13 protein-coding genes are annotated in these 14,986 nt (G+C 61.0%); 10 read left to right on the forward strand and 3 right to left on the reverse strand.

Annotation, left to right across the window (positions count from 1 at the left end):
• Positions 1-120: 120 nt before the first annotated feature.
• Complete coding sequence (locus AB4Y85_RS05980; protein WP_441983951.1) at positions 121-1,407, reverse strand: cystathionine gamma-synthase family protein; 1,287 nt, start codon at positions 1,405-1,407, stop codon at positions 121-123.
• 182 nt (positions 1,408-1,589) lie between these two features.
• Here AB4Y85_RS05980 and AB4Y85_RS05985 point away from each other — a divergent pair, with 182 nt between their 5' ends.
• Both AB4Y85_RS05985 and AB4Y85_RS05990 read left to right on the forward strand, forming a co-directional pair.
• Positions 1,590-2,435 carry an AAA family ATPase gene (locus AB4Y85_RS05985; protein ID WP_441983952.1) on the forward strand — a complete coding sequence of 282 codons (846 nt, stop codon included), beginning with the start codon at positions 1,590-1,592 and terminating at the stop codon, positions 2,433-2,435.
• Positions 2,435-2,956: a SixA phosphatase family protein gene (locus AB4Y85_RS05990; protein ID WP_441983953.1), complete on the forward strand. Its 522-nt coding sequence runs from the start codon at positions 2,435-2,437 to the stop codon at positions 2,954-2,956. The genes AB4Y85_RS05985 and AB4Y85_RS05990 overlap by 1 nt, the downstream gene beginning before the upstream one ends.
• Here AB4Y85_RS05990 and AB4Y85_RS05995 read toward each other — a convergent pair.
• Entirely contained in the window at positions 2,953-3,468 is a 516-nt protein-coding gene (locus AB4Y85_RS05995; RefSeq protein ID WP_441983954.1) for a GNAT family N-acetyltransferase, read from the reverse strand. The two genes, AB4Y85_RS05990 and AB4Y85_RS05995, sit on opposite strands and share 4 nt — an antisense overlap.
• A 153-nt stretch (positions 3,469-3,621) precedes the next feature.
• Here AB4Y85_RS05995 and AB4Y85_RS06000 point away from each other — a divergent pair, with 153 nt between their 5' ends.
• The 6 genes from AB4Y85_RS06000 to dksA all read left to right on the forward strand — a co-directional run bounded on the left by AB4Y85_RS06000 (position 3,622) and on the right by dksA (position 9,913).
• A complete protein-coding gene (locus AB4Y85_RS06000) occupies positions 3,622-4,683 on the forward strand; it encodes a hypothetical protein (protein WP_441983955.1) in 1,062 nt (353 codons plus the stop codon).
• A 133-nt stretch (positions 4,684-4,816) separates the two neighbouring features.
• Positions 4,817-5,239 carry a hypothetical protein gene (locus AB4Y85_RS06005; protein ID WP_441983956.1) on the forward strand — a complete coding sequence of 141 codons (423 nt, stop codon included), beginning with the start codon at positions 4,817-4,819 and terminating at the stop codon, positions 5,237-5,239.
• 149 nt (positions 5,240-5,388) lie between these two features.
• Positions 5,389-6,723: a calcium-binding protein gene (locus tag AB4Y85_RS06010; protein WP_441983957.1), complete on the forward strand. Its 1,335-nt coding sequence runs from the start codon at positions 5,389-5,391 to the stop codon at positions 6,721-6,723.
• A 164-nt stretch (positions 6,724-6,887) separates the two neighbouring features.
• Positions 6,888-8,336 (forward strand): YcjX family protein, encoded by a 1,449-nt coding sequence (locus AB4Y85_RS06015; RefSeq protein ID WP_441983958.1) that lies wholly within the window; start codon positions 6,888-6,890, stop codon positions 8,334-8,336.
• Positions 8,333-9,319: a YcjF family protein gene (locus tag AB4Y85_RS06020; protein WP_441983959.1), complete on the forward strand. Its 987-nt coding sequence runs from the start codon at positions 8,333-8,335 to the stop codon at positions 9,317-9,319. Before AB4Y85_RS06015 ends, AB4Y85_RS06020 begins: the two co-directional genes overlap by 4 nt.
• Positions 9,320-9,493: 174 nt before the next feature.
• Positions 9,494-9,913: an RNA polymerase-binding protein DksA gene (gene dksA / locus AB4Y85_RS06025; protein ID WP_441983960.1), complete on the forward strand. Its 420-nt coding sequence runs from the start codon at positions 9,494-9,496 to the stop codon at positions 9,911-9,913.
• Positions 9,914-10,001: 88 nt separating this feature from the next.
• On the opposite strand, the gene AB4Y85_RS06030 is transcribed toward dksA, so the two are convergent.
• Positions 10,002-11,264 carry a hypothetical protein gene (locus tag AB4Y85_RS06030; protein WP_441983961.1) on the reverse strand — a complete coding sequence of 421 codons (1,263 nt, stop codon included), beginning with the start codon at positions 11,262-11,264 and terminating at the stop codon, positions 10,002-10,004.
• A gap of 541 nt (positions 11,265-11,805) precedes the next feature.
• On the opposite strand from AB4Y85_RS06030, the gene cckA reads away from it, so the two are divergent.
• A complete protein-coding gene (gene cckA / locus AB4Y85_RS06035; RefSeq protein WP_441983962.1) occupies positions 11,806-14,331 on the forward strand; it encodes a cell cycle histidine kinase CckA in 2,526 nt (841 codons plus the stop codon).
• Positions 14,332-14,577: 246 nt separating this feature from the next.
• A complete protein-coding gene (locus AB4Y85_RS06040; protein ID WP_441983963.1) occupies positions 14,578-14,907 on the forward strand; it encodes a hypothetical protein in 330 nt (109 codons plus the stop codon).
• Positions 14,908-14,986 lie beyond the last annotated feature (79 nt).

A 14,986-nucleotide genomic window follows, 5' to 3' on the forward strand; every position in this document is an offset into this window, starting at 1 on the left:
TCGGTGTTTCTGGGTTCCGGGCTCTCGCTATCGCTCGCCCCGGAATGACAGAAGGGCACACCTCATCCTGCCAACGATCCCGGATCTTTGCTGCGCTCCGTCCGGGATGACACCTGTCTGTTACCCCAACGCCGCCAGGGCTTGCGACAGGTCGGCCACCAGGTCGTCCGGGTGCTCGATGCCGATGGAGACCCGGATCGTGGCGTCGGACACGCCGAGGCGGTCGCGGGTGGCCTTCGGCACGCCGGAATGGGTGGTCGAGGCCGGATGCGAGATGAGCGATTCGGTTCCGCCCAAGCTCACTGCGAGCTTGAAGACCTGGAGCGTGTTGAGAACCTTGAAGGCTTCTGCCTCGCCACCCTTCACGTCGAAGGAGAAGGTTGAGCCCGGCGCGTCGCACTGGGATTCATAGACCTTCCGCGCGTTCGAGCCTTCCGGCAGATAGGCGAGATGGTGCACCTTCGTGACGCTGGGATGGTCATGCAGGAACTTGGCGACGATCTCGCCGTTGCGGTTCGCCGCCTGCATGCGCAAGGCCAGGGTTTCGAGCGAGCGGCCAAGCATCCAGCAGGAATGCGGATCGAGTTGGGTGCCGATGGCCGAGCGCAGGAGGCGGATCGTCCTGATCATGTCCTTGGAACCGAGCGCCGCGCCGGCGATCAGGTCCGAATGGCCGCCGACGTATTTGGTCAGCGAATAGACCGAGATGTCGGCGCCGTCCTTTAATGGCTTCTGGAAGACCGGGCCGAGCATGGTGTTGTCGCAGACGATCACCGGGCGGTGGCCCTGCGCAGCACCGATCTCGTCGGCCAGGGTCTTCATGAAGGCAACGTCCACGAGGGTGTTGAGCGGGTTCGAGGGCGTCTCGATCATGATCACCGAAACGCGGCCCTTGGCCTGCGCTTCCTTGGCCGCCGCGCGCATGCCTGCCTCGTCCACGCCGTCGCCGAAGCCGACCGCGCCGATGCCGAGATTGGCAAGCGTCTTGGCGATCAGGGTCTCCGTGCCGCCATAGAGCGGCTGCGAATGAAGGATCACGTCGCCGGGCCTGGCGAAGGCCAGGATCGTGGTGGAGATCGCCGCCATGCCGGAGGAGAAGAGAAGGCCAGCCTCAGCCTCCTCATAGATCGCGAGACGATCCTCGACGATCTCGGAGTTCGGATGGTTGAAACGCGAATAGACGAGACCTGCTGCCTCACCCTTCGGAGGCTCGCGCCGGCCCGCCACGTAATCGAAGAATTCCTTGCCGTGCTCGGCGCTGTTGAACACGAAGGTCGAGGTCAGGAAGACCGGCGGCTTCACCGCGCCTTCCGACAGGGTCGGATCGTAGCCGTAGCCCAGCATGAGGGTCTCGGGCTTCAGCTTGTGATTCCCGATGCGGTCCTTGTGATAACGGTTGTTGGCCATGAGTTTTGTCCTCCCGGATGCTTTTATAGGGCTCTGTTCGAGCCTATCCGGGGATGGAAGGCAAGGCCCCTCCCTGATCCTCGCATACGGACGAAATGAAATATGGTATGATTTTCGGGTGATGGCTTGTCTCAGGGCCCTCCATTCCGCATCTTCAGCCATGACGAACGAAGGATGAGTGGATGCGCTTTGCCGGAACCGAAACCTATGTGGCGACCGAGGACCTGACGGTTGCCGTGAATGCGGCGATCACCCTGGAGCGGCCGCTCCTCGTGAAGGGGGAGCCCGGCACCGGCAAATCCGTCCTGGCGGAGGAGATCGCACAGTCCCTCAACGCGCCGCTGCTCACCTGGCACATCAAGTCCACCACCAAGGCCCAGCAGGGGCTTTACGAATACGACGCGGTCTCGCGCCTGCGCGACAGCCAGCTCGGCGACAGCCGTGTGTCCGACATCCGCAACTACATCAAGCGCGGCAAGCTGTGGGAGGCATTCGCCTCGGACGTGCGTCCGGTCCTGCTGATCGACGAAATCGACAAGGCGGATATCGAGTTTCCCAACGATCTCCTGCTCGAACTCGACCGCATGGAGTTCTTCGTCTACGAGACCGGCGAGACCGTGAAGGCTGCGCAGAGACCCATCGTCATCATCACCTCGAACAACGAGAAGGAACTGCCGGATGCTTTCCTGCGCCGCTGCTTCTTCCACTACATCAAGTTTCCGGATGCTGAGACCATGGGGCGCATCGTCGAGGTGCATTATCCCGGCATCAAGCACCGGCTCGTGGAAGAGGCGCTGAAAATCTTCTTCGATGTGCGCGAGGTTCCTGGACTGCGGAAGAAGCCTTCCACGTCGGAGCTTCTGGATTGGCTGAAGCTTCTGCTCGCCGAGGATATCGGCTCCGAGCAGTTGCGCGAGCGCGATACCCGCAAGCTCATTCCGCCGCTCCACGGGGCGTTGTTAAAGAACGAGCAGGATGTGAGCCTGTTCGAGAAGCTTGCTTTCATCGCAAGAAGGGAAGGGCGCTGATGCTCCGTCTTCTCCTGCTCCGGCACGCCAAGGCCGCATGGCCGCCGGGCGTTCTCGATCACGACCGGCCGCTCGCTCCACGCGGGCAGAGCGCGGCGGCTGCGATGGCCAACTACATGAGGAGCGAGTTCCTCGCGCCTGATCTCGCGCTCGTCTCTCCCGCCCGTCGCACACAGGAAACCTGGGAAATCGTGCATCCCGTCATTGGCGAGGTTCCAGCCCGCCACGATGGCCGAATTTATGAGGCGCCGGTTGCGCGTCTTCTCACCGTGCTCCACGAGGTGGAGGACGCGCGCACGGTTCTGATGATCGGCCACAATCCGGGCTTCGAGGATCTTGCGAGCCTCCTCATCGGCGAGGGCGACATGGAAGGCATTCTCCGCCTCGGCAGCAAGTATCCGACGGCAGGTCTCGCCGTCATCGATTTCGAGCATGAGAGCTGGTCTCAAGTGACGCGCAAGAGCGGACGCCTTGAACGCTTCGTGACGCCGAAATCGCTTGGTAACGGTGAGGACGATTAGATGGCTGAAAACTCGATAGACAGCAGTTCCTCATCATAAAACGTATCGCCGACCCGTAGCGCCTTGGGTTCGATGCCGTATGGCTTGAAACCGAGGGCATGATAGGTGCGCCTCGCGCTGTCATTGTTGAGGCCGACTGCCGCTTCGAGAATGATCACATGCCGCGAAGCCTGCTCGATTACATGCTGGACCAGCTTCCTTCCGAGGCCATAGCCGCGCCAATCCGCATGCACGTAGACGCCCCACATGACGCCCTTGTGTGAGGCCTTGACCCGGTTGTGGACTGCGAACCCCGCCATGCCGACGAGCCGTTCGCCCACAAAAGCTCCGAAGATCGCATTCTGACCGGCAACAGGGATGCGGGAGCGGATCGTCTCCAGCGGCAGATCAACCTCTTCCTCGTAGCTTGAGCCGAAAGCCTCCGGATTCGTGGCGAGCGCCTCGAGCCTCACTTCGCGGAAGGCTTGCGCGTCAGAGGGCGTCAAAGGGCGGATGATCGGTTGCGTGGTCATCGGGGCTCGCAAATCTGAGATGGTTTTTGGTGCATCGGGGTATCGCCCCGGTCAAGGCTTGAACATTGAGAATGAACCAGCCGGCCCTACCATCGTTCTGCCTGAAACATTCCTCCCAATGCTTCAAGCCGACCCGAAGGGGCAAACCCTCCTATGATGCTCCAGACCTTTCTTGCGCTCGTCCTTGCCGGGAGCGCGCTCATGCCGGACATGTCGTCGCTCGCCATCGATCCCGGTGCGCGGTTCCAGCCGGCACGTTACGAGCCCGAGGCGCGACAGGTCTCCAACTGGCGGCTGGAGGCGTTCGATGCCCTGGAGCCGAAGACGGTCGTGACCCTGACGGCCCTGTTCAAGGCCGAGCGTCCTTTCGTGACGCGCTGCGTCAAGCTCAACAATTACTGGTGCATCAAAAGCGCCCGCTGGAACGGCGAGCTGGCGAAGGACAATGAGGGGCATGTGGGCTTCGCTTCCGCCGATCACGGGGCCGATGCCGCCGCCACCCTGCTGCGGCGCTATTACCTGGAATTCGGCAGGAAGTCGGCCATGGACATCGTGCGCCGTTGGGCCCCTGCGGAATGCGGTGTGGCGAGCGGCATCGGCGGCATCGCGGTTCTAGCCGTGCGCGGCATCGGCGGCACGGTTCGGGCGCAATACCTCGCCTCGCACCGCAAGGGCGGGGCGGTGCGCTATACGGCGAAAGCTAAGCCCGGCGGCAAGCCGGGGCGGGTTTCGCTGGTCATACCCATGAAACCGAAGACGCCCCAGCTCCGGGCGCCCGGCATCGCGGAGGGAATGGGCGAAAAGCCCAAACCCGCCGATGCAAGACCCCTTGTTGCGCAACGCGCCAAGCCTGCCGCTGCGAAGCGTTCCCGAGAGGCGACGGCTACCGCCTCAGCCCCGCTGAAGCCTCCAGCGGCTTCCGTCTGTGCGCCCGACGAGCAGCGCTTGCGGAACTATGCGAGCCGCATGGTGGCGAGCCTCAACCTCAAGCCTACGGACGACCTCAAGTTGTTCGAGGCCGACGGCCGACCCTTGCCGAATCTGGTTCCCGTCATGCTGGCCATGTCCTCATTCGAGCTGGGATCGTTGCGCGCCAGCCCCGGTCTTGTGGAGGCGGCGGTCGAACGGGCCGTCATTAAGGCGCAGGAGAATGTGAAGGCGTCAGCGCAGAAAGCCGAAGAGGTTCAGAGTGGTCCGCAAAACATCGAGCGATAACAAGATTTTGCTGCCTCGCTACAAACCTGTGATCAAATCTTGCAGAGAGTTTCTTTGCTGCGGCTAAAACCTATAAAACCCAGCATTCAATCTTGCGCTTGCAAGGCGCCATTGGTTTGGGAGAGGCAGCAGCTTGACCGGAATCTCCATTGAGCAGGTCCGAGATGTCAACGCGGCAATCGGATTCGCCGTAACCTATGTTGCCGCGCATCAACCGTTTGGAGCCTACCGCGCCGACAAACTGATTGGCTCCATCGTCGGGCAGATTCATCGAGGGCATTACGCGTTTGCGGTCGAAAACGGCGTGATCGTCGGATTTATCGGATGGGCATTATGCAGCCCGGATATAGCCAGGGCTTGGATCGAGGAAGGCCAAGCCCCTCGTTCGGAACAATGCCTTGCCGGAGACGTGGCTGTACCTGTCTTCATCGTCTCCAATCAGAAGCCCGCCTTGCGTGCGCTCGTCAAATACGCGCGTGAGCTCTACAGGGGGAAGCGATATTTAGCTCGCCGGGCCTCTAGAAATGAAAGGGCTGTTCGTAAGGGCACCGTCTGACTTCCTGAAAGGAAACTCAATCAAGCGTCAGCGTTCAGACAGAATTTGCGCCCCTGAATCGAAATGTGATAACAGTGTAAAAGATTCGGTTCTCTGCGTCACTGACACTTTGGAGAATTGTCTTTCATTGACAGGGTAAGAGTGAGAATATGTCAGTTGTAACATACACATACGCTGAGTATCTTGCGGCAAGGCCTATTCCTGCCGGTGACAGCATCATCATAGCCGATATGGATGACAAGGTTTTCAATCTGACTGCTGATGAAGTGGCTGATTTGAAAAATAATAATGTAATATCGATCGATATCTTAAATGATAAAGTCCTCTTCTCGAGCAGGACTATACAAGCTTTCTTAGATACCAATATCAGCTTTACTGAAAGCGACTCTGTCGTCGTCTATGATAACAAAGAGGGGGCGATATTTAGCGCTCAGCAAATAGAGAAGCTTTCGGAGAAGCATGTCGACGAAATTATCTCAGGCAATGTTTGGGAATATAATAGCCATTCCGCAGATGTAGCTTTAGCAGTTGTGAATTCTAAACTTCATTATGGTGCAGATGAAAAGCATGAGATCCTTGATCTAGGCTCTGCTATTGAGCAGCTGTCGCCAGCTGTGCTGGCGGAGCTTTATCGAAAGGGTTTCGACAGAATTAACGCGAAGGACGATCATTTAGAGCTTTCTTTGAGTCAGTTCTATGCTCTGAAACTAGCTGATATGCCTCCTAAGGATTCAGGAAAAGATGCTGTCGACGGTGCGATGATTCTCACTGATGAGGATCAAGTGACATTGAGCGTCAGTTATGCGGAGATGGCCAGTATTAGCAGCAGCGAAATTGCGGGCCTCAAAGCGAAAGGTATTGATTATCTTAATGCGACGGACGACAGGCTTGCTTTAACCCTCGAACAATACAACGCTTTGGGCGGGGTGAAGCTGGCAGCAGACGATGTCGTGACGATCAGGGCAGCCTCTGACACGGTTTTGGCGAATGATTGCAGCAATTTGATCCTCACTGACAATGCCATTCGCGGCATCGGCAACGGCCTTGCCAACACCCTTACCGGAAATGCCAAGAACAACATTCTCTCAGGGCTCGAGGGCAACGACTCCCTTTATGGCGGGCTCGGCAAGGATCAGCTGAGGGGCGGTGCGGGCAAGGACGTCTTCGTCCTCGATACCAAGCTCAACAAAAGCACGAATGTCGACAAGGTCCTCGACTTCAAGTCCAAGGATGACAGCTTCTACTTGGACAATAGTATCTTCAAAAAGCTTGGTTCCGGCACGTTCTCCAAGCCGAAGAAGTTCAAGTCGGATATGTTCGTGGAAGGCACCAAGGCCAAGGATGCGGAAGACCGTATCGTCTATGACAAGAAGTCTGGGACGCTCTACTATGATGCCGACGGCACGGGGGCGTCGGCCCAGGTGAAGATCGCAACGCTCTCCAATAAGACGAAGCTCTATTACCACGACTTCTTTGTGATCTGACCTCCAGATCGATGATTGATACGCCCGCCGATGGAACCTCCACCGGCGGGCTTTTCTTATGAGCCTTCCCGCCACTGCAATCGGCCGCGAAGCAGACGGCATGCTTGGCAATTCAGCTTCCGGACCCCATTTGAACTCGAACGCCAACAACGCTCGAGTTCCCGGTGCCAATTCTGACTGATCTCGCCTCCCGCGCCGAGTCCGCTGCGCAATCGCTCTGGGAGGCCTCCGGCCAGCTCGTTCAGCCCTCGCTTCGCCTTGGGGTCACGGGGCTGGCCCGTTCCGGCAAGACCGTCTTCACCACCGCTCTCGTCCATCATCTGACGCGGGGCACAAGCCTGCCTGCCTTCCGCGCTTCCGCCGAGGGCCGCATCCGCCGCGCCCATCTGGCACACCAACCCGACGATGCGATCCCGCGCTTCCCTTATGAAGAGCACATGGCGGCGCTGACGGAGGAGCGCCGCTGGCCGCAATCGACGAGCCGGATCAGCGAGTTGCGGGTGGATGTTGAATATGAACGCAAGGCCGGATGGCGCTCCGGTCCGGCCTCGCTCGCCCTCGACATCGTCGATTATCCGGGTGAATGGCTGCTCGACTTGGCTCTTCTCGATGCGGGCTATGCGGAATGGTCGAAGCAGACCATCGAGGCCAGCCGCAAGCGCGACCGCGCCGCCGCCGCAGCTTCCTGGCACGAACTCCTGAAGACCTTCGATCCCGCAGGACCGGCGGACGAGATGCAGGCCGCCAAAGCCAGCCTTGCCTTCACTGAGTACCTGACTGCCCTGCGCGCCGGCGCCGAGGCCGTGGCCACGACCCCGCCGGGGCGTTTCCTCATGCCGGGCGACCTCGCGGGGTCCCCCGCGCTCACCTTCGCCCCCTTGAGGCTGCCGGAAGGCCAGCCGATTGCGGCAGGCAGTTTCGCTGCCCTGATGGAACGGCGCTTCGAGGCCTACAAGACCCATGTGGTCAGGCCCTTCTTCCGCGATCATTTCCAGCGCATCGACCGCCAGATCGTGCTCGTCGATGTGCTTGCGGCCATCGATGCGGGGCCTGTCGCCCTGGCCGAGCTGGAAGAGGCGCTCGATCAGGTGCTCATGGCGTTTCGGACAGGGCGCAACACGCTCCTCTCCCGCCTGTTTTCACCCCGCGCCGATAAGGTGCTGTTCGCGGCCACCAAGGCCGATCACATCCACCATACCGATCACGACCGCCTCGATGCCGTCCTGCGCCTGCTGGTGAACCGGGCGGCCCGCCGCACGGAAGCGGCGGGTGCGCGGGTCGGCACGGTGGCGCTCGCCTCCATGCGAGCCACGCGGGAAACGACAATCCGTGAAGGTCGGGAGACGCTCCGCGCCGTCGCGGGCGTGCCGGAGGCCGGTGAGCGGGTCGGCGGGGAGATTTTCGATGGAGAGACGGAAGCCGCCATCTTCCCAGGCGAGCTGCCGGAATCGGCGGAGGCCATCTTCCACGGCGCCATCGAGCCGGGCTCCTTCCGTTTCCCGCGCTTCCGTCCGCCGAAACTGCCGGTCGATGCGGCGGGCCGCATGGGGCGGATGCCCCATATCCGTCTCGACCGCGCCCTTGAATTCCTGCTGGGGGACCGTTTCGCATGAGCCGCCAACCGCGCGCCTTCCGCCTCGACGACCCGAACGTGACCGGCGGTGCCGTCCAGGTCACGGATGAGCCTTTCGATGCCATCGAGGCTGCCGACGGCATCGTCGTCCCCATGGGCGAACGACGCCGGGCTCCTTGGCTCGGCATCCTTATTTCGGCCCTGTCGGGTCTTCTTCTCCTCGGTCTTGGTCTCGCCGTTGAGAACCTCGTCAGCGATCTTTACGCCATCGCCCCCTGGCTCGGCTGGGTTGCCCTCGTGCTGGCAATGCTGGCGAGCTTTGCCTTTCTGGCCATCATCAGTCGGGAGGTCGCCGGCATCTGGCGTGAGCAGAAAATCGAGAAACTGCGCGAGGCGGCTATCGATGCTCTGGCGGTGAAAGACCACAAGGCCGCCAAAAGCGTTGTCTCGGACCTGCTCAATCTCTATGGCGCCCGCAGCAGTGCCGCTCAAGGCAGTGCCCGCCTGAAGGCTCTGAGCGACGAGATCATCGATGCGGATGACCGGCTTGCCATCGCCGAGCGCGAGCTTCTGGCACCTCTCGATGCCCAGGCCAAGCGGGCTATCGCCGCCGCCGCCAAGCAGGTTTCTCTTGTCACGGCGGTCAGCCCCCGCGCCATCGTGGATGTGGCCTTCGTGATCTTTGCCGCCGTGCGGCTGCTCAGGACCTTGGCGCGGATCTATGGCGGGCGGCCCGGCCTGTTCGGCTTCCTACGTCTCGCCAAGGCGGCCTTCAACCACCTGGCTGTCACCGGCGGCATGGCCGTGGGCGACAGCCTCATGCAGCAGGTGCTTGGCTTAGGCCTCGCGGCCCGCATCTCCGCGAAGCTCGGGGAAGGGGTGCTGAACGGCCTGATGACGGCCCGGTTCGGCCTCGCAGCCCTCTCGGTCTGCCGCCCGCTACCCTTCATTAAGGAGGAGACCCCGAAGATAGGCGATGTGGCTGGAGAACTCGTCAGGCGGGCGGAGAGTGCTGCTGAGTAAAATCTTCCTGAGGTGCGGCAAATCGTTCTGGATTGGCCGTTTTCCGCTAGGAAAGGGGCAAGTTCTCCGAAAGGTCTCTCTTATTAGACAAATCGGTGACGCTTAATACCGTTGTCGCGGAACCTGCTTCCCTATATAGGGGCGCCACAGTTCATTGGGGAACAATGGCCGCACATGACAGACATCGTTATCGATGAGGGTTATCGACCGACAGAAGACGAGCCCTTCATGAATGAACGGCAGAAGGAGTATTTCCGGCGAAAGCTCATTCGCTGGAAAAGCGATATCCTCAAAGAGGCTCAGGAAACTCTGGCAACCTTGCAGAGCGAAAATGAGAATCATCCCGATCTTGCCGATCGGGCCTCTTCGGAAACGGACCGGGCCATCGAACTTCGTGCCCGCGACCGGCAGCGCAAGCTGATCGCCAAGATCGACGCGGCTCTCGCACGCATCGAAGACGGCTCTTACGGATATTGCGAGGAAACCGGAGATCCGATTTCCCTCAAGCGCCTCGAGGCTCGCCCCATCGCGACCCTCTCGCTGGAGGCTCAGGAGCGCCACGAGCGCAATGAGCGGGTCTATCGGGACGACTGAATTTCCGCCTTCATTCCAAAAGCAAACCTTCCAAAAACAAAAAGGGCTCCGGTGACGGAGCCCTTTTTCATTGATGGGATTGAAGAGTTCAGCTCTTCTTGCTCGTATCGACCGGGCGTCCGAGCAAGCGGGCAAATTCCGCTTCGATCTCCTCGACGGAGAATGGATCACCCGCCTTGTCCTTCGATCCCGCCTCGGCCGGCTGCGGTGGCAGGGGAGCGGGCCGGACAGGCTCGGGACGGACGGGCTCGGGAGCTTGGCGTGGGGCTTCCGGCTGCTGGCCCTCATCCTGCTCCTCGACCAGATCCTCCTCGGGCTCCTCCTCATAAGCGGCCAGAGGCTCGCCGATGGGGCCGGGCTCAAGGAAATCGTCATCCTCAACGTCGTCGTAATCCGTGTCGTTCGCAGCAGGTGCGATGGGACCCATCTGCGGGGGCGTCACTGGGGCAGACGGACGTTTCAGGGCTTCTTCGAGCTGCCTGGCCATGTTCGAAAGAGCGATCGGATCGGCTCCGCTCCTCTCCGCGGGAGCGGGCGGCTCGACCGGAGTGGGCTGGAAGGGTCTGACAGGCTCGGACGGGACGGGAGTCGCTGGGGGCGTCACGGGCAGAACCGGCGCAGTCGTGGGCGTTGCCCGGGACTGGAACGGGGGAGGCGTGGGCGGGGTGAAGGCCGGGCGAGGCTCCGGACGCTCCACAACCGGCTCGGGCGCGGGAACGCTCGGGAAGACGGGAGGCCTGGCCTCGGCCCGAAGGCCCTGCACCACCGGATTGGCGGAAACGCTCACCGCATCCGGCTTAAGAATGGGCTCGGGCGCCAACGGGGCGTGGGGAGGGGGAACCGGCGCGCTGATCGAGGTGACGGGAGCCAGCTCCTCGTCCGCATCCGAATCCTCGTTGGGACGACGCACGAAGGCACCGAGCTGGGCTGCCAGCTGCGCCTCGATGGACGGACGGCCGTTCGTCTCGACCTGCGGAACGCGCGGAGCCTGATCCAGCTGGGGCTCGAACCGCTCGGGGACGGGCTCGCTGGCCGGGGCCGGAATGCGGGCACCGGCCACGCGCACGATGTTGGTCTCGATGACCACGTCGTTGGGTCCACCGATCAGGAGAAGATGTTCGACATTGTCACGACGCAGCAGAAGAAGCTGGCGCTGACGGTCGAGGTCGTAAACGTCGACAATTCCAAGCCGGGGCTGGCGGCTGCGCGAACGGTCGCTGCCCGGCATCATGAGCCGCGCGCCGGTGAGCTTGCGCAGCACCAGTCCGAACAATGCAACCAGGGCCAGGATGATCGCGAATGCGACCACGAAGAGGACAGCCCGCGACTCGGTACCAAAAAGAGATGACACGATGAACTCTCAAGCCTTGTGGGGGCCTTTACAGGCCAGTTCTGTGTTGGTTGTACCACATTGACGGTTAAAGCCAGCCGCAAGGTTAACAGATGGTTAACGGTGTGGATGAGTGAACCATTAAACCCTTCACGAAAAGGTAATCCGTCACATTATCTCTGCACTCCAGGCATTACGAGCCTGAACGGCAATGTGGTAAGCGATGAGAGAAAGCTTATTTTCCCGCAAAATGCCAATTTCAGGGCAAGGTTTGGTTACGATGCAGCGTTAGGGCATGGAGTTTGCCTGCAGAAACCATCGCCTGAACGTGAGAAACTTATGAGAACGGTGCCGATCCACGTTGGGCGAATAAGGTGCCAATAGAACTGCGCCCGTCATGAACGGTTCCTCTCCCGCACAGCCTTTTCCCGGAATCCCCCTTGATGCCGCTTTAGAGGTCAATCAATACATTCAGTGTAGGGCGAGCACGAAAGGTTAACGGTCGGATGCGATCCTGCAGCCGGTGCCGGCATACCCGCCTTCCCGAAAGATAGAGAAGTTCATGGCTCACGAAGGCGATATGCCGAAGGGCTCCACCATCGACCGCTCCGACCGCCCCGGCCATATCGGCTGGGTTTTGCTGCTTGCGGGTCTTCTGGTGTGTGCGGTGCTGGCCCTGCGGGTTCTCGGCAGCGATGAGGCGCAGCTGCTGATCCTGGGCCTTCTCGCCTTTTTCGCCATGGCCGGCGTGTTCTTCCTGTTCGCGCTCGCCATCGGCGTGATCCAGTTCGCAGGGCAGGTGGCCCGCAACGACATTACCAAGCTCATGTCCGACACGTCGGGCGAGGGGCTTGCCGTGATCGAGGACGATGGCCGCATCGTCTATGCCAACCAGACCTATATGTCGCTCGCCGGCTCGAATGGCGGCGATGTCCGTCCCGTCGAGAGGCTGTTCCTGGGAGCGCCCGAGGTCTCGGAGGCTATCTATCGTCTTGCGCAGGCCGCGCGCGAGCATCGCACGGGCACGGAGGAGATCCGCCTGTCGCCTTCGCTCGACGGTGCGCAGGAATTTGGCTGGTATCGCGTGCGCGTGCGGCCCGTACCGCGCCCGGGCCGTCGCGAGGCGACCCTGTGGAGCATCGCCGACATTACGCATGAGCGCGAGCGCCAGGAGAACGTCTTCCAGGAGCTTCAGCATGCCATCGATTATCTAGATCACGCGCCAGCGGGCTTCCTCTCCATCGATCCCAACGGCTCGATCATCTATCTGAATGCGACGCTCGCCACCTGGCTCGATTACGATCTCGCCCAGGTCGGCTCCGGCGGCCTGAATCTCGCCGACATCCTGCCGCGCAACGTGGTGGCGATGATGACCTCGTTTACCGGCGAACCGGGCAACGTGCGCACGGAAAATTTCGATCTGGATCTTCGCCGCCGCAACGGCCAGTTCCTGCCGGTGCGCCTCTATCACCGCATCGCCTTCGGCCAGGACGGGCGGATGGGAGCCTCGCGCACCCTCGTCCTCAACCGCTCTCCCGGCGTCGAGGTGGACGAGGGCCAGCGCGCGGCGGAAGTGCGCTTCGTGCGCTTCTTCAACAACACGCCCATCGCGATTGCGACCGTCAACCGGTCGGGCCGGATCGTTCATGCGAACGTTCCCTTCTCCAAACTCTTCGGCACGCTGCCGCGCAGCGGCGAGGGCGAGGGGCCTTCGATCCTCGGCAGGTTCCGCGAAGCCGCGCCCATCGAAGCGGCGCTCAAGGCGGCAGCCGAGAACAAGGGCGATATCCCCCCGCTCGAATTGCAGACGGCGGGCGAGAACGGCGGCTCGGTCCGCGTCTGGGTGACGCCTGCGGGCGACACGGGCACGGAGAGCGAGACGGCGATCATCTATGCGCTCGACACGACGGATTTCCGAAAGGTCGAGGAGCAGCTCGCGCAATCGCAGAAGATGAACGCGGTCGGCCAGCTCGCGGGCGGCGTGGCGCATGATTTCAACAACGTGCTCCAGGCGATCATCGGCTACAGCGACCTGCTGCTCGCCAATCATCGCCCCACAGACCCGTCCTTCCAAGACATCATGCAGATCAAGCAGAACGCGAACCGGGCCGCGAGCCTCGTGCGTCAGTTGCTCGCCTTCTCGCGCCGCCAGACCCTGCGGCCGGAGGTGCTCAACCTCAATGACCGGCTCTACGACCTCTCCATGCTGCTGAAGCGCCTGCTCGGCGAGCGGGTTGAGCTCGATCTCAGCCACGGGCGTGACCTGTGGTTCGTGAAGGCCGACGTGAACCAGTTCGAGCAGGTGGTGGTGAACCTCGCGGTCAATGCCCGCGATGCCATGCCGGACGGCGGCAAGCTCGCGATCCGCACCGCCAATGTCTCAGAGCAGGAGGCCGCAAGCCTCAATGTCAGCGCCATGCCGGCGGCTGAATATGTGCTGGTCGAAGTATCCGATACCGGCAGCGGCATGACGCCGGAAGTTCTGGACAAGATCTTCGAGCCCTTCTTCACCACGAAGGAGGTCGGCAAGGGCACGGGCCTCGGACTCTCCACCGTCTTCGGCATCGTGAAGCAATCCGGCGGCTACATCGACGTCAATTCGAAGCCGGGCGGTGGCACTACCTTCAGCATTTACCTGCCGCGCCACATACCGGCTGCGCAGGAGCTGCCGGAGGAGCCGAAGGCCGACGAACCGAAGAAGCCCGCCGCCGACATGACGGGGCAGGGCACGATTCTCCTGGTGGAGGACGAAGACCCGGTGCGCGCCGTGAACGCGCGTGCCTTGAGCGCGCGCGGCTATACGGTATTGGAAGCAGCGTCGGGCATCGAGGCCATGGAGATCATCGCAGAGCGCGGCGCGCCGGTGGACCTTGTGGTCTCCGACGTGGTGATGCCGGAAATGGACGGCCCCACGCTTTTAGGCGAATTGCGCAAGCTCTACCCGGATCTGAAGGTGATCTTCGTTTCCGGCTACGCGGAGGAAGCCTTCCGCAAGAACCTGCCGGAAGGGGAGGAGTTCAACTTCCTGCCCAAACCCTTCAGCCTGCGTCAGCTTGTCGAGACAGTGAAGCAGGTTATCGGGCAGTAAGGCTTGAACGAGCCGGGAAGTGTGGTGATGAAATTCGTCTAAAGCCTCTGGACAATCCCAGGCAGGGCAACGAAACTACGTTTCCCTTCTCTGGAAAAAGTTGTGTAGACTATGAGCGCTCGCAAAGTGCTTTCTCATCTCAGGCTCGCACTCCTGGTCCTCCTTTTATCATCGTTCACCGCAGTAGCTCCTTCTGCTCGCCCTTTCCTCGACTCCCATGCTTGCCGAGGAGTTGTGGAAGGAGTGATGAAAGGGGACCTCGAAGCCGCTATTGCAGCCATCAATCCGGAAGCCTCCGATGTCGATGAGCTAAAGAATGCCATCACAAAGATGACAAACGCTTTAAACGGGGTCTTCCAGGACAAGACGCCTCGCTTGGAGCGGACCTTGCCTGACATTAGCGTGAATAATTACCCGACTTCTCTCCAGATCTGGAGCTTCGGTGACAAGGAGGTCCATTTCGTGGGCTGCGTCCTACTGCCAAGGCGAAAAGCCGCGCAGATCTATCTGCAACTTCATCCCATAGTTGATGATCTGGTCAAAGGCTTAAAGACCAACCTCGACAAATCCAACTGAGCAAGCCTGAGAATGGGGAAGGGCCTTTGGGCATTTCTCAACGAGGCTTCCTTTTATTCTCATTTTAGAACAAAAAAAG

Origin of the sequence: Microvirga sp. 2YAF29, from assembly GCF_052114605.1 — a bacterium.
Lineage (GTDB): Bacteria > Pseudomonadota > Alphaproteobacteria > Rhizobiales > Beijerinckiaceae > Microvirga.